The 23,589-nt window shown below is 35.0% G+C and carries 24 protein-coding genes; 4 read left to right on the forward strand and 20 right to left on the reverse strand.

Annotated elements, in window-relative coordinates:
* Window positions 1-9: 9 nt before the first annotated feature.
* Genes JF76_RS07695 through JF76_RS07715 form a run of 5 tightly spaced genes read right to left on the reverse strand, consistent with a single transcriptional unit; the run spans window position 10 to window position 3,627 of the window.
* Entirely contained in the window at window positions 10-843 is an 834-nt protein-coding gene (locus JF76_RS07695; RefSeq protein WP_045928502.1) for a PTS system mannose/fructose/sorbose family transporter subunit IID, read from the reverse strand.
* The gene (locus tag JF76_RS07700; RefSeq protein ID WP_045928503.1) at window positions 827-1,615 is read right to left on the reverse strand and encodes a PTS mannose/fructose/sorbose/N-acetylgalactosamine transporter subunit IIC; all 789 of its coding nucleotides are present in this window, start codon (window positions 1,613-1,615) and stop codon (window positions 827-829) included. Before JF76_RS07700 ends, JF76_RS07695 begins: the two co-directional genes overlap by 17 nt.
* A gap of 23 nt (window positions 1,616-1,638) precedes the next feature.
* Complete coding sequence (locus JF76_RS07705) at window positions 1,639-2,109, reverse strand: PTS sugar transporter subunit IIB (RefSeq protein ID WP_045928504.1); 471 nt, start codon at window positions 2,107-2,109, stop codon at window positions 1,639-1,641.
* Between the two features lie 18 nt (window positions 2,110-2,127).
* On the reverse strand, window positions 2,128-2,556 hold the full coding sequence (locus JF76_RS07710) for a PTS sugar transporter subunit IIA (RefSeq protein WP_045928505.1): 429 nt from the start codon (window positions 2,554-2,556) through the stop codon (window positions 2,128-2,130).
* 57 nt (window positions 2,557-2,613) lie between these two features.
* Complete coding sequence (locus JF76_RS07715; RefSeq protein WP_045928506.1) at window positions 2,614-3,627, reverse strand: SIS domain-containing protein; 1,014 nt, start codon at window positions 3,625-3,627, stop codon at window positions 2,614-2,616.
* Between the two features lie 147 nt (window positions 3,628-3,774).
* On the opposite strand from JF76_RS07715, the gene JF76_RS07720 reads away from it, so the two are divergent.
* The 4 genes from JF76_RS07720 to JF76_RS07735 all read left to right on the forward strand — a co-directional run bounded on the left by JF76_RS07720 (window position 3,775) and on the right by JF76_RS07735 (window position 6,903).
* Window positions 3,775-4,233: a PTS sugar transporter subunit IIB gene (locus JF76_RS07720; RefSeq protein ID WP_045928507.1), complete on the forward strand. Its 459-nt coding sequence runs from the start codon at window positions 3,775-3,777 to the stop codon at window positions 4,231-4,233.
* A 35-nt stretch (window positions 4,234-4,268) separates the two neighbouring features.
* Entirely contained in the window at window positions 4,269-5,009 is a 741-nt protein-coding gene (locus JF76_RS07725) for a PTS mannose/fructose/sorbose/N-acetylgalactosamine transporter subunit IIC (RefSeq protein ID WP_052697101.1), read from the forward strand.
* A gap of 16 nt (window positions 5,010-5,025) precedes the next feature.
* Entirely contained in the window at window positions 5,026-5,838 is an 813-nt protein-coding gene (locus tag JF76_RS07730) for a PTS system mannose/fructose/sorbose family transporter subunit IID (RefSeq protein ID WP_045928508.1), read from the forward strand.
* 354 nt (window positions 5,839-6,192) lie between these two features.
* The gene (locus tag JF76_RS07735) at window positions 6,193-6,903 is read left to right on the forward strand and encodes a GntR family transcriptional regulator (RefSeq protein WP_045928509.1); all 711 of its coding nucleotides are present in this window, start codon (window positions 6,193-6,195) and stop codon (window positions 6,901-6,903) included.
* A gap of 62 nt (window positions 6,904-6,965) precedes the next feature.
* Here the strand turns inward: JF76_RS07735 and scrK are convergent, their stop codons facing one another.
* From scrK to JF76_RS07810, 15 genes are all read right to left on the reverse strand, one after another.
* Window positions 6,966-7,838, reverse strand: a complete 873-nt coding sequence (gene scrK / locus JF76_RS07740) for a fructokinase ScrK (protein WP_045928510.1) — start codon at window positions 7,836-7,838, stop codon at window positions 6,966-6,968.
* A gap of 10 nt (window positions 7,839-7,848) precedes the next feature.
* On the reverse strand, window positions 7,849-9,210 hold the full coding sequence (locus JF76_RS07745) for a glycoside hydrolase family 32 protein (protein ID WP_045928511.1): 1,362 nt from the start codon (window positions 9,208-9,210) through the stop codon (window positions 7,849-7,851).
* Window positions 9,211-9,264: 54 nt separating this feature from the next.
* A complete protein-coding gene (locus JF76_RS07750; RefSeq protein ID WP_052697102.1) occupies window positions 9,265-9,684 on the reverse strand; it encodes a PTS sugar transporter subunit IIA in 420 nt (139 codons plus the stop codon).
* Window positions 9,685-9,711: 27 nt separating this feature from the next.
* Complete coding sequence (locus JF76_RS07755; RefSeq protein WP_045928512.1) at window positions 9,712-10,188, reverse strand: PTS sugar transporter subunit IIB; 477 nt, start codon at window positions 10,186-10,188, stop codon at window positions 9,712-9,714.
* A 20-nt stretch (window positions 10,189-10,208) separates the two neighbouring features.
* On the reverse strand, window positions 10,209-11,009 hold the full coding sequence (locus JF76_RS07760) for a PTS system mannose/fructose/sorbose family transporter subunit IID (RefSeq protein WP_156962771.1): 801 nt from the start codon (window positions 11,007-11,009) through the stop codon (window positions 10,209-10,211).
* On the reverse strand, window positions 10,996-11,772 hold the full coding sequence (locus tag JF76_RS07765) for a PTS mannose/fructose/sorbose/N-acetylgalactosamine transporter subunit IIC (RefSeq protein WP_045928514.1): 777 nt from the start codon (window positions 11,770-11,772) through the stop codon (window positions 10,996-10,998). Before JF76_RS07765 ends, JF76_RS07760 begins: the two co-directional genes overlap by 14 nt.
* A gap of 146 nt (window positions 11,773-11,918) precedes the next feature.
* Window positions 11,919-14,657 (reverse strand): sigma 54-interacting transcriptional regulator, encoded by a 2,739-nt coding sequence (locus JF76_RS07770; RefSeq protein WP_045928515.1) that lies wholly within the window; start codon window positions 14,655-14,657, stop codon window positions 11,919-11,921.
* A 356-nt stretch (window positions 14,658-15,013) separates the two neighbouring features.
* On the reverse strand, window positions 15,014-16,288 hold the full coding sequence (locus JF76_RS07775; RefSeq protein WP_045928516.1) for a UDP-N-acetylglucosamine 1-carboxyvinyltransferase: 1,275 nt from the start codon (window positions 16,286-16,288) through the stop codon (window positions 15,014-15,016).
* A gap of 129 nt (window positions 16,289-16,417) precedes the next feature.
* Complete coding sequence (locus JF76_RS07780; protein WP_045928517.1) at window positions 16,418-18,037, reverse strand: CTP synthase; 1,620 nt, start codon at window positions 18,035-18,037, stop codon at window positions 16,418-16,420.
* Between the two features lie 125 nt (window positions 18,038-18,162).
* Window positions 18,163-18,717, reverse strand: coding sequence for a DNA-directed RNA polymerase subunit delta (rpoE, locus tag JF76_RS07785; protein WP_045928518.1), 555 nt, complete (start codon window positions 18,715-18,717; stop codon window positions 18,163-18,165).
* Window positions 18,718-18,763: 46 nt separating this feature from the next.
* Complete coding sequence (locus JF76_RS07790) at window positions 18,764-19,168, reverse strand: YwiB family protein (RefSeq protein ID WP_045928519.1); 405 nt, start codon at window positions 19,166-19,168, stop codon at window positions 18,764-18,766.
* Between the two features lie 121 nt (window positions 19,169-19,289).
* Window positions 19,290-20,480: an MFS transporter gene (locus tag JF76_RS07795; RefSeq protein WP_045928520.1), complete on the reverse strand. Its 1,191-nt coding sequence runs from the start codon at window positions 20,478-20,480 to the stop codon at window positions 19,290-19,292.
* Between the two features lie 102 nt (window positions 20,481-20,582).
* The gene (gene accA, locus JF76_RS07800) at window positions 20,583-21,353 is read right to left on the reverse strand and encodes an acetyl-CoA carboxylase carboxyltransferase subunit alpha (protein WP_045928521.1); all 771 of its coding nucleotides are present in this window, start codon (window positions 21,351-21,353) and stop codon (window positions 20,583-20,585) included.
* Window positions 21,343-22,197: an acetyl-CoA carboxylase carboxyltransferase subunit beta gene (locus JF76_RS07805; RefSeq protein ID WP_045928522.1), complete on the reverse strand. Its 855-nt coding sequence runs from the start codon at window positions 22,195-22,197 to the stop codon at window positions 21,343-21,345. The genes accA and JF76_RS07805 overlap by 11 nt, the downstream gene beginning before the upstream one ends.
* Window positions 22,187-23,584, reverse strand: coding sequence for an acetyl-CoA carboxylase biotin carboxylase subunit (locus tag JF76_RS07810; RefSeq protein ID WP_045928523.1), 1,398 nt, complete (start codon window positions 23,582-23,584; stop codon window positions 22,187-22,189). Before JF76_RS07810 ends, JF76_RS07805 begins: the two co-directional genes overlap by 11 nt.
* Window positions 23,585-23,589: the final 5 nt, after the last annotated feature.

Genomic DNA, 23,589 nt, shown 5'->3' on the forward strand with positions numbered 1-23,589 from the left:
TCCTTTCTTCTATGCCTTTAAAATTCCTAAATAAGCCATTAAAATGCCGAATACAAAAATTCCGACCAGTATAGTAATTGTTGATACCTTTTTCTTTAATAACCAATAAATAAACAGCACACACGCAAGAGGCAACATATTCGGTAAAATACCGTTAATCATAGCATTCCATGTTTGGGCATCATTTCCTTGACCCAACTTACCTGCAACGGTGATTGTTACCATGCTTGCCGACATTCCACCAATAACCATCAAACCAAGAATTGATGCACCATATGCAAATTTTTCAAGCAAGCCAGAAGACTCGGCACTCTTTAGCATTGATGCTCCTAAATCATATCCTTTGACTAAACCTATCCAGCGTACTAAAAGTGCGGGAACATTGTAGACTAACAAAAATAATATCGGACCTAAGATACTCCCTTTTAATGCAAAAGAAGTTCCTAAACCCGTGGCTAAAATTCTTAAAGTGCCCCAAAAGAATGAATCTCCGATTCCTGAAAGAGGTCCCATCAAAGCCGCTTTAACATTATTTATTGATTCTGGATCAAAATTATCTGGATTTTTAGTATTTTCTTCTTCCATTGCTGTAGTAATTCCCATTACTAACGTAGAAAGTGGTGGTGAGCAATTGAAAAAAGCCATGTGCCTTTGAAGAGCCTCACTTCGTTGCTTTTTTTCTGGATATAACTTGTCTAGAACCTTATTCATAGCGTAGCTATAGCCCATATTTTGTTGTCTTTCAAAATTCCAAGAAGCTTCTAATGTGAGAGAACGCCAAAATATCCCTTTTAAATCTTTTCTAGTAATAGCTTTTGTAGCAGAATTAGAACTCATTATCATCATCCCCTCCTTGATTATTATTTAACTTATTAGCATCAATTTTATTTTCGAGATGCAATACGATGTACATTAGGCAGAACGCAAAGATAGAAATTCCCAAAATTGGTATTTTTAAATAACTGTACAATGCAAAACCAAGTACAAAGTAAATTGCCACATTTTTCTTTAAAATCATTTCCAATAATAAAGCAAAACCTAGTGCTGGCATTATTCCAGCTGCAACGTTTATACCATTTTGAACAAAATCAGGGATCATATTGAGCAACTTTGTCATTACTGGGCCACCTAAGTAAAAAGCAAGTCCGACAAAAACCGCTCTCGGTATACATTTGACTGTGATAAACCCATACATGTTCATTCTGCTCAGATGTCTACTATCACCTTGTTCAGCATATTTATCACCCTTCTTCAAGAATATAGGTAAAATTACAATCGTTAATAAATTGTCAATAATCAAATACAGTGCAGCAACCGGAAAGGCTAAAGTAATAGCAAAACCAGCTCCCTTGCCTGTTGATATTGCAAAGGCTGTGCCCAAAACTCCTCCAGCAGGAACATCTGGTGGTCTGGAAGCACCAATAGTAATTGCACCCATAAATGCCAGTTCAATAGTTGCACCCATTATGATTCCAGTCTTTAAATCGCCCAGAACTAATCCGGTTAGTGCTCCGGTAACAAGTGGTCTAGACAAGTTACTAGTTCCAGTTAACCAGTCGGCTGGAGCAAGAGCTGTAATTAAGGCTAGCAAAATTGATTGAGTCAATGTGTTCATTTTTCAAACCTCCTTCTTAGTATTTATAATCGTTTAATCAAATCTATTTTTTTATCTGTTGGTACCATTTGGGCAAATATTTCCATGTTTTTTTGTGCTAATTGTTTGAGATCAGATATATCTTTATCATTTAAAAACACTGAAGAAGTTATTTGGACAGAACCAGAAGTTTTACTAGTCCCACCTACATTAAGTTCCTTTATTTGTGGGCAACCGTTTAACAATTGGTAAGCATCATTAACCGTTTTTAAAACGATGAAAAGACGATATTTATCAGTAACACCTGAATTTATTTGCTTAACAGAATCAGCAATAGTTTTAACTACGACTTTTACACCTTGTGGTGCTGCTAATTTTAATGCAGTCATTTGCATATCATTATTTGCAGCTGCATCGTTTGCAACCAAAATACAATTAGCGCCAATAGCAGAAATCCAAGAAAATGCAACTTGCCCGTGAACAAGTCTATGGTCTACCCTTGTCCCAATAATCATTGTTTTCTACTTCCTTTTTTAAAATTCATCTCGTTTAATATCCAAATTAAGTTCATTACAAAATTTAACGCTGTCTTTTGCGCTTTTGATTGATCTTTTTATAATTTTATTGATATTATCTTGAGACTTTTGTTCTATTTTTAAAACTAATTCAATAATTAAAGGCAAAGATAAACCAGCAATTAAATAAAGATTGCCCTCTTTATTCAAATACTTCATCCAATTATTATTAACGCTGCCACCAAAGATATCGGTACATACGATAATAGTTTGCCCACGATTTTGATTTAAGTAATCTACAATCTTCTTTTCAATATCATCATTGCCATCTACATACGCATTGATGTAATCGAGAAATTTTACATCACCAACTATCATCTTGGCCGACTGAACAACGCCTTGTGCCATTGTCCCATGACTCATGCATAAAATTTTCATTTTTACCATCGGCTCCTCACTAGATCTTTATTAATTGACTAACTAAAAACTGAGGTTTTAATCAAATTAATAAGGGATTCTCTTGTAATACCTACGAACAGTCAGAGGATGCTTTCTTTGATCTGAAAGATATGCACTAACTCTTTCCAAAATTGTAGCTAATACGATTGGAGAGATAATCTTTCTCGTTTCATTTGAAATATCCATCTGATAGTCTTTCGTATCAATCACAGTAATGGTATCTGTAACTTCAGGTAAGAAATGACGAACACGATCTACAATTGGTCTTGAAAAATCTTCTCCTTCAAAGACAATGACACTAACTCCCTTTTCAACTAATTCTAATGTTCCATGGAAAAAGTCTGCAGCTTGTACGGGTCTGGTTTTTATCCACTGCATTTCTTCTAAAATACACATACCGTAATAATATGCTTCAGTAAATGAGTCACCTGCACCTGTAATAATATGGTACGGAGTATCTTGAAATTTCTGAGCAAATTCTTTCGCCATAGGTTCTGCCTGTTGTTTTACTTTTAATAATTCTCCAGGCAATTTGGCAAAATCTTGGAAATAAGAATCATATTTTTCAGTTGTTATTTCACCCTTTTTTAACATTACGCGCAGAACTATCATCAAGCCCTGTAAATAATAACTTTCAGAACTTGTATCATCTAAAACATCATTATAGACAGTGTAGGTTGCCTCTTTTTCAAGTGGTGTGTTTGGACTGCCAACAAGTGCCAAAGTTTTAACATGTTTCTTATTGCAAAAATCAACTAGTTCCAATGTTTCTTTAGTTGTTCCCGATAATGAGGGTATAACAACTAATGATTTGCTTGAAAAAGTTTTATTGGGAGATGCAATGAATTCAGCTGCTAAGACCCGCTGAAATGGGAAAGCACTTCTAGTCCTTGCAAATTCGATGGTAGAGTCAAACAAAATTCCTACACCACCTGAACCGATGAAGAAGATATTATCAATTTCAGGTAGCAATTCATCAATAACAGTATTGATATTATCCTTCTGGTTCACTGCCCCTGTTTGAGTCTTCAAAAATCTGTTTTTATCAAAGTTAAACATTTTATTCCTCCTAAAAATTACCTTTGGTTAACTTTTACGAGTAAAGATTAGCATTTATATTACAATGTGTCAATATTTTGTTGACATTATTATTTACCAAAGGTAATATATAATGCGTAAGCGATTACAAATTGAAGGGAGTAAAACATGATTTCACTATTCAGAATTGATGACCGTCTTATCCACGGACAAGTTGCAATGGCTTGGTCTAAGGCAGCTAACGCTGACATAATCATAGCGGTAGACAAGACAGCAGCTAATGATCAATTACAAAAAATGGCTTTGCTTTTGGCCAAACCATCGGGGGTCGAAGCTAGAATAATTGATCCTAAAGATTTTGCTAAAACATACCAAGAGGTAAAAGAAAGTAAAGTTATGGTAGTAGTTGGCAATCCGATCGATGCCAGCAAAATAGTCAAAGAACTAAAAGGAAAAGAAAATTTTGATATCAACTTAGGTAATCTAAAAAGTGGTGATAATAAAGAAAAAATTTCTGGATCTATTTATGTAACTCAAGAAGAAAAATTAGCATTAGAAGAAATAAAAAAAGATGGCTTTAAGATTTACATTCAAGGCACACCAACTTCCAAGAAAGATTTTTATTAATTTAATTCCAATTATTTTGAAAGGGATGAATTTAAATGATATTAAAGAACTTACTTATAGCTCTTGTTGCTTATATTTCACAACTTGATGAAAGATATCTCGGGGCATCAATGATGAATCGTCCTATTATTATTGGGCCTGTTGTCGGTCTTATATTAGGCGATTTACAAAAAGGCATTGTCATTGGTGCAGCTTTAGAAGCAATGTTTATTGGTATAGTTACTATTGGTGCAGCCTTACCTCCCGATGTTGGAGTAGCCAGTGCTATCGCAACGGCACTAGCAATCCAAAGTGGTGCAAGTACTAATGTTGCAGTAACGTTAGCAATGCCATTTGCCATAGTTGCTCAAGGACTTAACATGCTGGCCTTCACACTTAACTCTTACACTATCAAAAAAGGCAGAGACGCAATTAAAAGACATAATTTTAAGAGTATGCAAAGATGGCATTTTTTCCCATTAATTCTCAGACTGCCTTCTGGAATCTTGACTTTCTTAGTACTTCAACTAGGAACAAAAGCTGCTCAGTCTTTAATAGCTTTATTACCAACAAAGATAATGACTTCTTTTTCAGTCGCGGCTGGTTTGCTTCCAGCAGTTGGATTTGCAATGTTAATACTAATGATGATGGATAAAAAAGTTGCTCCATACTTCTTTATTGGCTTTATTCTTAGTTCATATTTAAAGATGCCGGTAATTGGGGTCTCAGTACTGGCTTTACTTATTGCACTTTTAATAACTCAAAAAAGTAATGCAGCAAAGAATAATCAACAGTAAATAGAGGTGATTTTTTATGGCTAAAAAGAAATTAACAGTAAAGGATTTAAATCGAGTATTCTGGCGCTCTTTTGCATTACAAGGATCAGAATCTTATACAGACATGCAAGGAATGGGCTATACTTTTTCAATTTTACCAGCTCTTAAAAAGATTTATGCTGGCAATGATGATAAGCTCTACGAATCTGCATTACGAAATACAGCTCTTTTTAATACGACTCCACACATAGCTACATTTATTATGGGAATGTCATTAGCTTTAGAAGAAGAAAACTCCGTTGACCCGGATTTTAACGTTGAGGCTATTTCCTCCTTAAAAGCTGCATTGATGGGTCCTGTAGCTGGAATCGGAGATACTTTATATTGGGGAACATTTAGAGTAATTGCTGCAGGAATTGGTCTTTCTCTTGCTACTCAAGGTAATATTTTAGGACCAATTCTCTACTTTTTAATCTATACTACTTTACATTTTATTGGTCGCTATGGTGGAATAAGATTAGGTTATAGCATGGGTGCCAAGGCAATGGAAAAAGCTTATGAAGGAAATTATCTTGAAAAATTTACGTTGGCCGCTTCCATTGTTGGTTTAATGTCCATTGGTTCTATGACATCTTCATTAGTTAACTTTAAGATTTCTGCAATCTTTAAAACTGCTGGTGGCACAATTAATGTTCAAAGCATTCTTAATGATATCTTTCCCGGACTACTGCCTCTTGGCTTAACCTTTTTAATGTATTACCTGTTAAAGAAAAAGGTTAAGGTAATCTGGTTAATATTAGGAATTTTCGTCCTTGCTATTGCAGGAGTTTATCTGAATATCCTAAAGTAAAGAATTGTTATTAATTAAAAAATGTGCAAAACGCATTATTTGCTGTTTTACACATTTTTTCTTTGTTCAACTGAAAATCACTAAATGAGTCTTATATATGATAGAATTAATATTTACTATATTAGTTTAACTTTGAAAAAGAGTATTAAAATAGGATAGAGCTAGTTATCTTGCTAGGAACTACTATTGAAGTATACACTTAAATATATAAGAAATTTCGCTAAAATTAAATGAAATTTGTTAGTTTTTTTAAACTAGCAATTTTGTCAATAGCTATGCTTGTTATATAATTCTACAAGTTACAAAACTTGGATCAGGTTCCAAAATTTATACTCATATTGGGTGTGATTATTAATGATATATAAACAAATAAAAGAAAAGATTTTCAATCAATACATTAAAGTGGCAGACAAAACCGGTTTAATTCCTTCTGAAAGAAGTTTATCAGAAAAATACGAAGTAAGCCGGCCAACAATCAGAAAAGCCTTAACATCTTTAGAACAAGATGGTCTGATAACTAAAGACTATGGTCGAGGCTATATAATTAATCAGGCTGTATCAAACCAAGATAAATATGTAGATCATGAGCTAAGCACATTTATTGGTTTTTTTGAAGATGCCGAACACCAACAAAAACCAACTTCTTCAAAAGTTTTACAACAATCAGTAGAATATGCGGATGAAAATATCGCTAAAAAGCTAAATCTTGAAAAAGGCGATCCTATTTTTGTTCTGTCAAGAATACGTTATATAAAAGAAACACCAATGTGTGTTGCTAGGTCCTATATCCCACTAAAATTTGATGGCAACCTAATAAATCAGGATTTTAGTAAGAAATCTTTATTTACAGCTTTGAAAGACAATGGACTTAAATTAAACAAGGCTAAACGCACAATTGAAGTCGTTAGAGAGGAATCGCCCGACTACCTTTATTTAAAGATAGATAAAAGTGAACCAATTTTAAAGTTTACCAGCATAGGGTACACCAAAAAAGGTATACCATTTGAATACGAAGAGTCAAGATATCCTGCCTACAAAGTAAAATTTGAAAGTACTGTTTGTTAAAGTTGATAATCACAGAAAACAAAAAATGTTCTTGAACGTAATATGTTTAAGAACATTTTTTATTATTCTCGTAATAATCTTTTTGCCAAAGCAAAATCACCAACAGTCGCAGAACCATTATTACTGATTTCCGGCATTGTTATATATTCCTCAAGTGGTGGAACATGCACATAACCGTTCAGTAATGTCGCAAAATCACGCCGTACTTTTTCTAGAAACTTTTCACTGGTAACGCCGCCGCCAAAGACAATTTTGTCCGGGCGTAAAATTAAAGTGACTTGCAAGGCTGCCTGTGCTACATAGTAGCTCATAATATCCCACACAGGATCGGTAAGCGGCACATCTTTTCCAGATTTATTAAGACGTGCTTCAAATGTAGGACCTGAAACCAAACCTTCCAAGCAATCTTTATGAAAAGGACAAACACCAGCAAAATCCAAGTCATCTGGATGGCGCTTAACTTTAACGTGTCCCATTTCGGGATGACCTAAAGAGCCTACCAACTTGCCGTTAATAATAGCTCCGCCACCGACACCAGTGCCAATCGTGTAGTAAACAAGTGAATCAACATCTTCATTTGATAACTGTGACATCACGTATTCGCCAAAAGCAGAACCATTAACATCAGTAGTAAAGAAAACTGGTACTTTAATTGTTTTTGTCAAAAATCCGACAAAGTCAGTATTGCTCCAGCCTTTTTTGGGGGTATCAGTAATGAAACCATAATTAGGCGCCGTTTTCCGTATTTCAATTGGTCCAAAAGACGCAATTCCAATTGCATCAACTTCAAACTGCTTAAAATAATCTACCGTTTTTTGTAAGGTTTCCTCTGGTGTCGTAGTGGGAAAAGTTGTTTGATCCTTAATTTGATAATTCTCATTGCCCACCGCACATACAAATTTTGTACCACCGGCCTCAATTGATCCTAGTAACATTTATATCTCCTTATCTATAAATCGAATTTATTTGATAACTAAATCCTACCACTTTATCCTTACTATCAAAATCTACTTTTATTTTTGAAGACTCAAATTCACATTTACTAGTAAAAACAAATTCTCCATCATTCAGATATAGTTCGATTAAGTCCTTATCTATATATAGATCTAAATTACTAATTTTTTTCAAATCGTTTATTTTTTGATTATGCTTACGAATACGATCTTTAACCTTTAAAAATAAAATATTATTTTCAACTGTCAGTTTATAACTAGCTGAATTTGAAGAAAGTTCAAAATTGAATTCACTTGGAACCTGTTTAAAAGTAAATTCAGAAAAATTAGTACATATGCTAGTTTCAGCTGTAAATTCTTTTTTGTTATACCTCAATTTCTTATATTCATTTACTGGTTTTTGAAACAATTTTTCATTCTTTATTGTTAATTCTCGAAGAAGTGTTAACGCACCTATACTAATAAAATTATTTTGTCTTTCCTTTTCCTGTTCAGTCGGTAAACCTGACCAGCCAATTAATAATCTGCGTTTTTTTACAGGATCAAACAATGTCTGCGGGGCATAAAAATCATAACCATAGTCTAGATTTTGTGGTGTTGGCAAAAATTCATTATTAAATTTCAAATTATTGAAATAATAAAAAGATCCAAAACCGTGCTTTTCACTTGTTTTCATTCCTTTAGGCGAACAAAGAAGAATATGTTTTCCTGAAATGTCAAAATAATCTGGACACTCTAACATATTTCCCTGTTCGCTCCTTTTATTTGAAATTCTTTTCAAATATTTCCATGGACCATATATATTATTTCCTTGATATAGAAGCAATTGTCCAATTTGATCAGTGCTTTCACCTCCAACAATTATATAGAAATAATTGTTTTTAAAAATAATCTTTGGATCTCTAAATCTTTTTGTATTAATAGTGGAATCTCTACTAATAATGGGGTTATTTTTGCTCTTAGTAAAATTAATTCCGTCCTGGCTTTCTGCTACACAGATCGACTCGACATAAGTATTTTTTTCATTTCTGTGTCCAGCATAAAATAAAAAAAGTTTATTTTGAAATACAATTGCACTTCCTGAATAACAGCCATCCTTATCATATTTTTGATCTGGAGCCAAAGCAAACTTAACTTGCTGCCAATGAACCAAATCTTTAGACACAAAATGACCCCAAAAGATTTTATTAGCAGTGGTACTAAAAGGATCATTTTGCATGAAAACATGATAGCTGCCTTTATAGTAAATTAATCCATTTGGATCATTGGACCAACCAGAATTTGGTGCAAGATGATATTTATACTTATGTGAATTACTTTTTAGTGTCTCATTTGCTTTATCAATTAAATTCATTTTAGTTCCTTCAAACTAACAAAAGTAGTAAGACATTTGCTTACTACTTCTTTTTTACTCGTCTTCTGGATTATTTTGTATTTTTTTCAATTTCTCTGAGTATGTTTGTAATTTACTTATATTCATTAGTCTAGGAATAACTTCTTGTAATGAGTAACCCTGATTACGCATATTTATAGCTTCTATCAACGTCGGCATATTAGCTCCTGCTATTATATCAGAGTCATTTTTGACAAGGAATATTCTTTTTGCAATCTCGTTAAAAGGCGTGCCATATGATAAATCAACTAAAAAAAGTGTACTTTGGCCTTCGATACTATTAAATATTTTATCTAAGTCAGTTTGAAAACTAGTTAAGCCTTTTTCGCCTATACTCACAGTTGTTATTTTTCTCTCATCAGGAAAGAAAAGCTTTACTGAATTTTTCATCGCTTCAGCAAATGGTCCGTGTGATGCTATGACAATGTTATACAATTCTCTTCTCTCCTTATTTATTAAAATCTAAAGTATGTCTTTTAAATAAACTAATTTGTCTGTGGGTACCATTACGGCTGTAATCTCAACGCCACGTTCCAAAAGAGTACGGAATGCTTTTTCTTCATCAGACGTAATACTAACACTTGGTTTAATATGGTGTGTATTATCTCGTGTAGACATATTACCCACATTCACCTTTTTAATATCTAAGCCTTTATCCATTAATCTAAGTATTGTCTCTGGATCTTTAACAATCACTAATACTCTTTGACCTTTATATTTGCCACTCTGAATATTATTTACAGCCTTTTCTTCAGTTAATAGAGAAGTAGAAACGTTTGACGGAGCTGCCATTCTGAGCATCGTTTTCTGTACCTCATTATTTGCTACTTGATCATTAATCACCATTATTCTAGTAACTCCCAATTCATTAGTCCATAAAGTAGCAACCTGGCCGTGAATTAATCGGTCATCAATTCTGATATGAATAATACCTTCCATCACATAAACTCTTTCTAAATTTATTTCATTATACCTAATACATACAAGATTATTGAAAGTGCAATAATAATTAATATTATATATATTGGTTTTACCTTTTTACTCAATAAATAATATACACCAAATACTAAAGCTGCTGGTAATAGCCCTGGCATAATTTGATCTAAAATTTGATTACCTGTCATTGACAGTGATCCTTGTTTAAATTTAAGTGCCAAGTTCGGTTTTACAACAGTAGGAATTAATCCACCGACTACCATTAGGCCTAAAATAGAAACACTTTCGGTTATTAACTTCATTTTTGTTTCAATAGAAGCCAAAAGACTTGTACCAGATTTCATTCCAGCTTTAAACAAAGGTATACCCAAGCCACGAAGAAGCCAAGTTACAATGAACCAAAGAAAAATGCCTACTGGACTTCCATTTAATGCCATATTGGCAGCTATGGCTCCAAAAATTGTCCACGGAATGACAACAAAAACGCTGTCTCCTAATCCAGCCAAAGGTCCCATCAAGCCAGTTTTTAGACCCATAACTGTGCTTAAACTTTTTTCTTTTTCTTTTTCCTCAATTTCTATATTCATTCCCAATACATATGGTGCCAAGTATGGATTTGTGTTAAAAAACTGTAGATGAGTCTTAACAGATTCTTTTAACCCTTTTGGATCTCCTTTATAGTTTTCTTTCAGAAAAGGAAGCATTGAATACGTATAAGATAGACCCATCATTTTTTCATAGTTTAAGGATGCGCCACCATTTAAAATCCACCTAAATAGAACTCTATTTTTAGTTTTTTTACTTACTGCTTTACTCGTCATCATTCATACCTCCAGTATTTTGAATATTAGCTTGTTCCTCACTATTTCTCTTATAAAGGATTAACGCAACAGCTGCTCCAGCAAGAGCGATACCTAAAACTGTCATTTTTAAGTAAACGGCTGCAATGAAGCCAATAATTAAATAACCAAAATAACTTTTTACTGGTAAATAGCGCAGTAACAATCCAATACCCAAAGCAGGAAGCAAGTTACCAGCAACTGTTAATCCACCTGTTACCCATTGAGGAATAAAAGCAATAATCGATTTAACTAACGAAGGACCTGCAATAACTGTTAACAAAACTGGTAATCCTGAGGCCATCATTGTGGTAAGTAAACCACAAATTTGCATTAACTCAATTTTGCCGTATTTTTCTTCATCTGCGTATTTTTCAGCTTTATTTTGAAAGTAAATATTGACTGTCCATTTTAATACATCCAATTCAACCATCAACATAGCAACAGGAATCGCCAGTGTTATACCAATGGCACCCTTTTGACCTGTAGTAATGGCAATATAAGTACCAATTAAAGCTGCTGTTTGGTAATCTGGTACTGAAGCTCCACCAAAACTCGAAATACCTAAAGTCATTAATTGCAAGGTACCACCAATATAAAGACCAGTAGGTATATCCCCTAAAATGAGTCCAACTAAAAATCCGGCCACTACCGGTTGAGAAGTCCCAATCATTGGTCCATTTTTATCATAATTAATAAAGAAGCCATATAACACTATTAATGCTATCTGCCAAAACTGTACATTCACTTTATTTCCTCCTCAAAAGTAAAATCATTGCTAAAACAATCTTTCATTTTTAATTGATTCAGCTCAATTTTGTTTTCCAATTTTTTATTAGCAAATATTATGCCAAATGATTTCAAAGAAATAAAAAAAGCCTTTAATCGGCTTCTCTACTGCTTATTAAAAATTATTTGATCAACATAAATTAACTCTGATCTAGGTATTTTCACACTATAATTTTCCTTTATCACACTGAAGGCAGAATTAATTTTATCTATATCTTGATTATGTTTTTTTACAAATTGTTCTTCAAACTCTGGATTTAAATTATTCTTTTCTTTCCTGACTAATCGTTCAATTAAGTAACTAACATGAACATATAAAGTAAATTTTTTTTGATTTGACAGGATTAATGAAAATTGCCTTTCAAGTTCTTGAATAAAAATTGTAATGTTTTCAATAACTTTCGGTGCATCTAAAATAGTAACCATGTTGATTGTCTGTTCTAAAGAAAAATTTTTTACTAAATTATTTGATATAGTGTCAATTTCAGCATTAGAAAAAGAACCAGCAAACCAGTTTTTTAATTCTGCAGTCCCCTTATCAGACAATATTTTTTCCAAGAAAATGAAATTAATTCCTGCAATATGTGGATTTTCCGTTCCAATTATTCCAACTACATCATACATTCTTTTTATTACCTGTACTTTATGAGCATCCTGCAATGCTTGAAAATCATAAGCAATAATTTTAATTTTTTTCGTAGAGGGCAGGCAGCGCTCCAGCAGTCGGGCGACATGCGTAGCAGTCCCTATCCCTGAATAGCAAGTAGTCAATATTACTTTAATTTTATTTCTTGCCGGATAGGTTAATTTAATATCTAGTTGACTTATTTTTCTTGCATGTTCACTAATTTCTTTAAAACTGCGCTTCTTTAAAATACTTTCCCCTACTTCCAAAGCTAACGGAGTAGAAACATTATTCATCAGTAAAATAGGAGCATTTATCTGACGGGGAAAAAGTTTTTCAATTTTCTTCAGTGATCCCATATCAACCAATATAATTAATCCATGTGAAATGTCATTATTCTCACTGTAATCAATTATTTGGTTAGCTATTTGTTGAGTACTAACATTAATTGGCATGTCAAACGCGTCTAAGGTGTGTGTATTAAGTAACCTATTGACAACATTTGCAATACTACCTGCAGTTGCGTAACCATGTGCAATTACAATAGCTTTAATTAAACCAGTTTTAGTAATTATTTCCAATTTGTTCAGGTAAATTGTTAGAAAAATATAGTCTATTTCATTTAACTCAATATCCAGGTTATCCTTAATCAAAGTCACTAACCGTGAAACATATAAATAGACATCTGAATACCTTTGTTGAACATTTTTATTAAGTTCAAGCAGGGTTTGTAAATCATTGCATTCATCAATGGTCAATTGTATTTTTTGACGTTCAAATAGGTAATAACTAACGGCGTAGATGGCGTTACCGCTAATTTTTAATTGGTATGCATTCGTTAACTGATCAAATACTCTTTTAACCCCTTCAATAATATATGATAAAAGGGGAATTTGTTTTCTATTATCCTTTTCAAAAAGAAGCGTGTCAAAAAGCTGGTAAACTACTTGTTTTAACTTTGACTCGCATTGATGCAAATTATGCTTACTTTGCATATAAATTGTTAGTATTCTTTGTAAGCTATTAACAAAAATCTTCTTTTCTGATGAGTTGCGAGCAATCAAATCTTTTAACTCGGTATTGGCAGAAATAACGATTGACTTATTTTGAAAATGATAGGAATCACTTTTACTATTATTTAAAACCTCATCAGGTAAAAATGAAGCAGTAATTGATATGTCTTTTTCTTTTTTATTTTCTGCATTGGCTCTTGCAATCGTTAATTTAATTGCATTCTTTAAATCGCCAATGTTTCCTGACGGTTCAAAGGAAGAAAGCTTTTTTAATACTTGATTGCTAATTTTCAGAGATTTGCCAATTTTTTTCTGCTCATTTTTAAGTAAAGTAAAAACTAAATTTTGTCGTTCTTCTCTACTTCTTTGACTTAATGGCGGTAACGTAATTTTTACTGGAATTCTACGCATAAATGTAGCTAAAAAATTGTCGTCTAAGTCTTCAGTAGTTGCAAAACATAAGCGCACATTAACCTTCTTACCTCTTTTAGTTTCTCCAACTGGATACACAACCCCCTGATCAAGATAAGTAAACAATTTTTCTTGTCCCTTTGATCCCAGTCTATGGACTTCATCTAAAAAGAGAATCCCACCGTCAGCTTCTACAAAAGCTCCATCATGATCAAAATCTGCTCCTGTAAAAGCACCTTTTTTATAACCAAATAAATTACTGGTTAATAATTCTGGATTATCAGCGTACTGGGCACAATTAACGGTAATAAATGGAGCATTTACCTTAATAATTTTTTGTGTTCGACAAAATTGATTGATTAAACTAACTAAATAACTTTTACCAGTTCCACTTTCACCCGTTATCAGTAATGGTAGCCCACCATTTGGATAGAGAATAGCCGCCCGTACCCGTTCTATACTTTCTTTCAGGCTGGGATTTATTTGGGTAAAATCTTTTAAAATATCCTGCTTATCTTTTTCCCGTTCAATATCTGAAATAGAATGGTAGATATTACTTTTTAAATGAAAATTACTCTTTTCAAATTCTGCCTTATGAATGAAATGTACAGGTCGTGTTGTGATTTTAACTAATTTTTGTTCTTTTGTTAGTTGGTTTAAGTACAAACTAACCGTATTACGCTTTGCTTGTATAGCTTCGGCAATGCCACCAGCCGTAAAATCCTTATTCAACCTTTCTAAGTCAATTTTTTTAGTTTTAGCATCTAAATAACTTAGTATTTCATCTTTTAGCATGTTAACCCCTACTATCGAATTTTGAGCTATTTTATATTTTCTTTTATTGCCATTGTAACCTATCTTTATTAATACTTCAGAAGTTTTTTCACTCTTTATTACTGTGAAAAGCTACTGAAAAGAAATAAGTTGTGTTCATTCCTTACCGTTAATGGTTTCATGTTTATATTAATGAAAACAATTTTTAAACAAAAAGTTGTTGTGTGAAAAATAAAACTTAGTGTGAAAAGACCCAAGACTCCAAAGTCCCAGATCTTTTATTCTTATTCTTAAGATATTCTACCCTTAAAAATAAAAAGACTATTCTTGACGAATAGCCTCTTTATAATATTCTTTTTTTATAGCTTACAAACTCATTACTTTTCAGGCACATCCTGAATTTTTACATCAGCTCCAAGCAACCGTAATTTTTCTTGGACGCGATCATAGCCTCTTAAAATATTGCCAGCATTGTTGATAACAGTTGTACCATCGGCCATTAAACCGGCTATCATTAAACAGGCTCCTGCGCGAATTTCGCCAGCAGAAACCGTAGTACCATGAAGTTTAGCAGTAGGATGGACCAAAATGATATTGTCTTCAACCTTAATATCCGCACCCATTTTGCGTAATTGCTCAATGTGTCCAATTCTTTTGGGGTAAATTTGGTCAATGATGACACCTTCACCGGACTTAGCAGAAAGCAAAAGCGGTGTTACCGGCTGTTGTAAATCTGTCGCAAATCCCGGATAAGAAGAAGTTCGAATTTGGGTCATTTTTAAATCACCAGCAGGATAAACATAAAGCGAATCCTCTGTGGCATCAATTACCACACCCATTTCTTCTACTTTAGCTAAGTAAGAATCAAGGTGTTCTTCGATAATATTGTGAATACAGATGCCGTTACCAATACAACCAGCAAGAGAAATATAGGTGCCAGCTTCGATTCGATCCGGAATAATTGTATGAGGAGTCTTGGCTTCAAGTCGTTCAACGCCTTCAATCCTAATAGAATCGGTCCCGGCACCTCTAATGACTGCACCCATATTATTTAAAAAAGTAGCTAAATCAATTATTTCAGGTTCTTTAGCCGCATTATCAATAATAGTTTGTCCTTGAGCCGTTACTGATGCCATTATTATATTCATTGTTGCACCTACAGAAGGCATTGCTAAATGAATAGTAGCACCATGAAGTCCCTCTGCAGGGGAAGTAATTTTTATTTGATCATTCTCATTTTTTACACATGCGCCTAAGGCTTCAAATCCCTTAATATGTTGATCTATGGGGCGGGGACCAATATCATCTCCACCAGGGAAGCCCACAACAGCCTTACCAAAACGGCCAAGAAGTGCACCCATAAAATAATAGGATGCACGCAAACTCTTGATTTTACCACTTGGCAATGGGCTCATCTTAATGTGTTCTGGATTGATACGCAATGTTGTATTGTGAAAGTCACTCACAACATCCATTTCACTGAGCAGATCCATTAAGTTGTCAACATCTGCAATCCTTGGAACACCTTCCAAAGTTACTGGTGTACGCGACAATATTGATGCTGGAATTAAAGCAACAGTCGAGTTTTTGGCACCACCGATCCAGACATCACCTTGCAGGGGCTTTCCACCATGAATTATCATTTGCTTCATTGGCGAAAAAATCCTTTTCTATTTCGTTTAGTCATAATAATGTTATAGGAATTTAACAGAAAAAACAAGAGAAGACCTTTGCCTTCCCTCACCCAAAAATCTGGTTTTTGTATTATTCAACTTTGCCAATTAAAGCTTTTCTTCAGGAAGACCACAGGCAGCACCAATAAATGCTTTATATAATCCTTCCGGCCTTTGCGGTCGGCTCAAAAATTCAGGGTGATATTGTGCAGCAATGAAGAATTTGTTTTTAGTCAATTCAATAATTTCAACTAAGTGGTTATCTGGTGATACTCCGGCAAAAGTCATTCCTGCTTTTTCAAATGCTTCACGATATTCATTATTAAACTCGTAACGGTGACGGTGACGCTCCTGAATGACATCTTGATTATCATACGCAGCAGCAGTCTTTGTACCCTTCTTCAAGGTTGCTGGATAAAGACCTAAACGCAAGGTTCCGCCAATATTTTCTTCATCACGTTTGTCAGCCATAATGTCAATTACATTATGCTTAGTCTTAGGATCTGCTTCGGTGGTATTAGCGTCCTTATATCCCAAAACATCACGGGCAAACTCGACAGTCGCCATCTGCATCCCCAGGCAAACTCCTAAAAACGGAATATCGTTTTCCCGAGCATATTTAATTGCTGTAATCATTCCCTCAAAACCGCGTGAACCAAAACCACCGGGAACGATTAAACCATCAGAATCTTTCATAAAGTCGGCAATATTATCTTCAGTCACGTCTTCTGCCTGCACTTTATTAATTTTGACATCAGTATTGTAGGCATAACCAGCATGCTTCAAGGCGTCTGTAACGGAAATATAGGCATCCTCAAGTTCAACATACTTACCAACAAGAGTAATCGTGGTAGTGTGCTGCAAGTTTTTAACTCTTTCATCAAGCCTTTGCCATTCAGCCATATCAGCTTCATCCTTAGGACTCTTAATATGGAGAAAATCACAGACCTTTTGATCCATCCCCTGCTTTTGGAAAGCTAACGGCAAGTCAAAAAGTGTTGGTGCGTTAATTGATTCAATAATGCGATCAACTGGCACATCAGTGAAGTTGGAAATTTTATCCTTATGCTCCTGGTCAATTGGCATTTCAGCACGTAACACCAGCATATTGGGCTGAATACCAATGCTGCGCAGTTCGGCAACAGAATGTTGAGTCGGCTTAGTTTTCATTTCTTGTGCTGCGTGTAAATAAGGCACTAACGTACAATGAATGTACATTACATTTTCTTCACCTACTTCACGACGCATCTGTCTGATAGCTTCCATAAAAGGAGTAGATTCAATATCGCCAACTGTACCACCAATTTCTGAAATAACAACGTCTGAATCAGTGGTCAGACCAGCACGCATAATTTTTTGCTTAATCATGTCTGTGATATGGGGAATGACCTGAACAGTAGCTCCGTGATAGTCCCCGCGTCGCTCTTTTTCCAGCACTTCTTTATAAATTTTACCGGTAGTAACATTCGAATATTTGCTGGTGCGTACGTCAACGATTCTTTCGTAGTGTCCTAAATCAAGGTCCGCCTCAGTACCATCATCAGTGACAAACACTTCCCCATGTTGATAAGGATTCATTGTTCCGGGGTCAATGTTAATATACGGATCAAACTTTTGCATTGTCACCTTTAAACCGCGGTTTTTTAGTAATCGACCTAAGCTAGAGGCAGTGATGCCCTTACCTAGTGAAGAAACGACACCGCCAGTAACGAAGATATATTTTGTCATTAGCCCAAACTCCTTTGCAAAAAATAAGAATAATCAAAAATAAAAAAGCTCCCATACGGGAGCTTAAACGCACATAACGTGCCCAAATAAAATATTATCTATTTTAGGACGCAAAGTCAAGAAAATTATTCATCGTCATCTTCGTCGTCATCATCATTCAATTCAGACAACTGACCCTCAATGCCATCTGGCAAGTCTTCATCATCGTCATCATCTGTATTGACATAATCATCGTCATCATCAAAGTCATCAGGCTCATCATCAGCAGTGGCATCCAAGTCTTCGTCTTCCGGATCATCATTATCATAGTCAATGATATCATCGCTACCTGTAGCACTTGCTAAAAAGGCATTAACTTTTTTATGGTGTGTCCGAGTATCTTCTTCATCCTCGTCTTCAGGGTGATTAACCTCTTCATCTACAGATTCATAAGGAAACCATGAACGAAGAGCCCACACATTTTCACCCATAGAAATGAATTCACCATCGGTATTCATGTCAGTGTAGAATTGGGGCAAACGTTCCCTTATTTCTTCATCGCTGACGCCTAGGTACTTTTGCACTGCATTAACAATATCAGCAAAAGCCATTCTCTTATTGTTATCTTCTAAAATTGCGCGAGCAACTTCAATCATTGATAATTCATTGCGATTTTTATTTTTAAAGTCGTTTAATCCCACAATGTATTCCTCTCTCTTAAACAGTCTTTCTTATTTTACTAGGCGTTCAAGTAAAAATCAATGTGACGGCATAGTTACCTATTAAGTATAGACCACTATATAGGTTATATTCAATCTGAAGTTCGCTTGAACCATCATTTTTAGGGAAAAATTTAATAAATTCAGTCGTACTTTGGAGATCCATTTGATAGCCTTGAGCAACATAGCGACAGTCTTTGCGCTCACCAACGACAAAATGGAGTTGTGAGTAGTTATTTCTGTCAGTTCCCCGCCTAATAATCACATTATCTTCTTTAATTAATATTTTAACGGGAATTTTGCCATCTTCCAAATAAAAAACTCTGGTATTACCTGCAGATTCAATTAATTCGCCATCAGCTTTTTTCTTGAAAGTTTCACTATCTTTGCCTTGGATTATTTTGCTAGTAAAATCAATTTTTACTTTAGTCATCTATCTGATTCTTTGAAATAAAAAAGCCAACCTTCCAGATTAGCAAATATGTCGTAATGTCCTTCTTAATTTTAGCAGAAAATATTATAAAACAAATTATTTTTTAACGCCAATAATTACTTTAAATAGTTTTTTTAGGTCTTGCCAGCAAAATATTTATACCACCTATGATAATTAAGCTTGCACAAAGAACAATAATAAATTTTTCACCAACATGATCAAGAATTATGCCAGAAACAACTGACGAAACGGGTCCACCAATATTGGCAAAAGTTCTGATTGTTGTTAAAACTCGCCCCAAATAATTGTCTGCTGTGGAAGTCTGAATGACAGATTCTGCAAGAACGTTATGAATACTGGTAACAGGACCAAAAAGAAAAAGCAATGCGCAAAGAAGTACCATGTTTTTTAAAGAAAACAACATCAAAATAAGCGGTATGGCGCTAATAGTCCAAGCCCAGCCAACTGTTATAATTTTTGCTTTCATTTTGCCGGCTATTAAGGCTCCCAGTATTATTCCCGCCAGTATGCATATGTAGAAAGTGCTATAAAGTGCCGGCTGTCCCGCTTTTGCGGCTATACGAGGTAAAATTAAAATCATTGCAGGTTGTGCAAACGAATAAAGCAAGCCAGACCAAAGATAGTGCAATAAAAAGACATTTTCCTTAATGTAACTGTAGCCACTGAAAATCTTTTGCCAATATTTAGTTAGGCCTTCTGCTTGGCTTTCTTTTTCTTTAAATGCATTATGAACAGGTATTTTTCTCAGAGCTGCAATTAACAATAACAGCCCCAGTAAACTCAAGCAGGCACAAGCTAAAATAATGTCTCCGCTTGCCATAAAAGCCAGTAATGAACCAGAAAGTGCAATGCCACCAACATTTACCAGTTGATCCACGATATTAATCTTGGAAATAATACTAGTCATTTCTGTTTCATCCAGAAGAGATTCTTTTAAAATAGCGCGATCAGCAGGATTAAAAAATTCATCACAAATTGATAGTAATCCAGCAATAATAATAGCTAAAATATAACTTTGGCTAAAATAAATCATCACAGCTGTAAGCATAAACAATAAGACTACCTGTATCACCATAGAATAGATGCTGGTTTTCTTAAAAGAGTGACTGTCAATAAAAGGACCATAAAAAATAGAAAGAGCAGCAGTTACTGTGAAAATAGCATTAGTAATGCCAACCATAGTTGAACTTTTGGTTTGAATTTGGATCCACCAAATAAAAACCATGCCATAAAGCGAGTTGCCCAAGCCACTAACTAAGCGTGACAATAAGTATGGTTTTTTCTCTAACATGATTTTTCTCGTTTCGCGCTAGTTCTGTTAAAATTCTATTTTAATTAAAAACTAATTAAATATTTAAAGCAATATATTTTTTATTAATTAGGTTAAATTCTTTTAGAACTTGCGGTATCTTGCATGTCTTTTATCTAGTAAATCGGTTAAATTTATCTTCTGAAATTTTTTCAACTTCTGCTCAATTAATTCTTTTAGTCCTTCTGCTTGGTTTTCTAAAACTTGTTCAGGCAAAACCAGTTCAACTATGCCCTGTTTCTTTAACCACTCAGGTTCAATGTGCATTATTTCTGCAGCTTTTGTGGCTAGTTTAGCATCTTTCCACATAATTGAAGCAAATCCTTCAGGTGACAAAACTGTATACATGCTGTGTTCCAGCATCCATACTTCATCACTGCAGGCCAAGGCCAACGCTCCACCTGAGCCGGCTTCACCAATAATAATAGTTAGAATTGGTACCTTTAACTGCAGCATTTCACTAATATTAGTAGCAATAACCTGTCCTTGACCATTCTTTTCTGCCTCTGCTCCCGGATAGGCGCCTGGGGTATTGATAAGCGTGACAATGGGAATACTCATTTTGGCAGCTGTTTTCATTACCCGCAATGCTTTACGATAACCTTGGGGCAAGGGACTGCCAAAATTCGTTGCCATGCGCTCTTTTAATTCTTGTCCCTTATTAGTTGCAATGACGCAGACACTCATACCTTTTATGGTTGCAAAACCCGCGATTATGGCTGCATCATCACTACTTGTGCGGTCTCCGTGCATTTCAAAAAAATCTGGAAACAGTTGAATTACCAGACGATGCATGTTACTTTTATGGTCACTTCTTGCCCCATCCATAATGGCTAAAATTTTATCACTCGCCATGAACTTGAGCCTCCCATTTTTCTGCAGCAAAAATTTTAAGTATCTGACTAAGTTTGGCTACCTGTTCATCACGAGGAACAATACTATCAATAAAGCCGTTTTGGTAGGCATGCTCAACTGTCTGAAAATCTGGTGGCAGTTTCTTATTAATAGTCTGTTCAATTACTCTGCGTCCGGCAAAACCTAATAAAGCTTTAGGTTCAGCTAAAATAATGTCTGCCTGCGAAGCAAAACTGGCAGTGACACCGCCAGTTGTGGGATCCATAATTACGCTGACATAAAGCAAATGTGCTGCGCGATGGTCATTAACTGCCTGCGAGATTTTAGCCATTTGCATTAGTGAATGAATTCCTTCCTGCATTCTGGCACCACCCGAGGCGGTGAACAAAACAACGGGTAATTTCTTGGTGGTTGCTTTTTCAAACAAGCGAGTTATTCGCTCACCAGTGGCTGTTCCCAGACTGCCCATTATAAACACCGGATCCATAATACCCAAAGCAGTTTCGTAACCGGCAATATTGGCTTGACCGGTTAAAACCGCATCCTTAAGTTTAGTTTTGGACTGCATTTTTTTAATTGTAGCTTGATAATCAGGAAAATTGAGGGGATCAGTAGTCGTTAAATCTGCATCCCATTCCGTAAAGTCCTTTGTCAGCATTTTCAAGCGAGCTCTGGCGGTTACCCGAAAACCGTAGCCACAATTAGGGCACAGCTGATATTTACCAGCACGATGAAAATAAAATTTACTGCCACATTTAGGGCAAATCCTAAAAATACCTTTAGGAACATTTTCCTGATACTTTTTTAAGGCACCATGGGGATGACTTGCAAATCTAATTGCCATTAACTTGCGCTTCCTTTTCATTATTTCTCAGTCGCTGAAGATAATTAGGTAAAAATTCTTGATCTATATACGTTGTTAAATATGTACCGGTCTGAAATTTATCATCATTAAGCAAAGCAATCAAAAAATCGCGGTTAGTAACTAAACCTGTAATCTCAAATTCCGTAAGTGCATCAAGCAAACGCTTAATTGCCATTTGTCTGTTAGTTGCATGTGCAATAATTTTGACAATCATCGAATCGTAAAATGGTGAAACGGTATCTCCACTGTGAACTCCACTTTCAATTCTAATACCCAAACCACTTGGTAATACCATTTTTGCAATCTTACCAGCTTGGGGGCAGAAATTTTTGCTAGGATCCTCTGCATTAATACGAGCCTCAATTGCAGCGCCATGGACATGCACATCTTCTTGAGATATGCTCAAATCTTTGCCTGCAGCAATATTAACTTGTTCTTTAACGAGATCGACATGAGCAACTTCTTCTGTAATTGAATGTTCAACCTGAATCCTGGTATTCATCTCCATAAAATAGAAATGATGAGCAGGATCCATTAAAAATTCGATAGTACCAACATTTTCATAATTTATTGCCTTTATTGCTTTAACAGTTATCTGTTGCAAATAGTCTCTTTCTTTTGCACTAATTTGTGAACAAGGCGTTTCTTCAATTACTTTTTGCTGGTGACGTTGCATTGAGCAGTCTCTTTCGGGAAGTGCTACCACATGTCCTGTTTTATCTGCCATGATCTGTACTTCGACGTGTTTGGCTGGGGAAATAATTTTTTCCAGATACATTCTGTCGTCTCCAAAAGAAATTCTGGCTTCTTCTTGTGCCTGGTTAAATGCTTCTGTTAAGTCAGCAGCTTGAGTCACACGTCTTATTCCTTTTCCGCCACCACCTGCAACGGCTTTAAGCATTACAGGGTAGCCCACTTTATTTGCAATTTTCACTGCAGCTGCAGCATCTTTAACAATTCCATCACTTCCAGGAATAACAGGTATATTATTCTTGCGCATCATTTCCCGAGCGTTAGCCTTATTTCCCATTAAAGAAATGGTTTTAGACTTGGGACCAATAAAAACCAGGTGGCATTCTTCACACATTTGAGCGAATTCAGGACTCTCTGATAAAAAACCGTATCCTGGATGAATTGCATCTGCTCCCGTTAAAACAGCCGCACTGATAATATTTTGCATATTTAAATACGAATCGGCTGGCTGAGGAGAACCAATACATATGGCCTCATCAGCTTCTTTAACATGTTGGGCATGTTTATCGGCCGTCGAATAAACAGCAACCGACTTAATTCCCATTTCGCGTAAAGCTCGAATTATCCTTATAGCAATTTCTCCACGATTCGCTATCAAAATTTTTTTAAACATAATGT

This window comes from Lactobacillus kullabergensis (assembly GCF_000967195.1).
Taxonomy (GTDB): Bacteria; Bacillota; Bacilli; order Lactobacillales; family Lactobacillaceae; genus Lactobacillus; species Lactobacillus kullabergensis.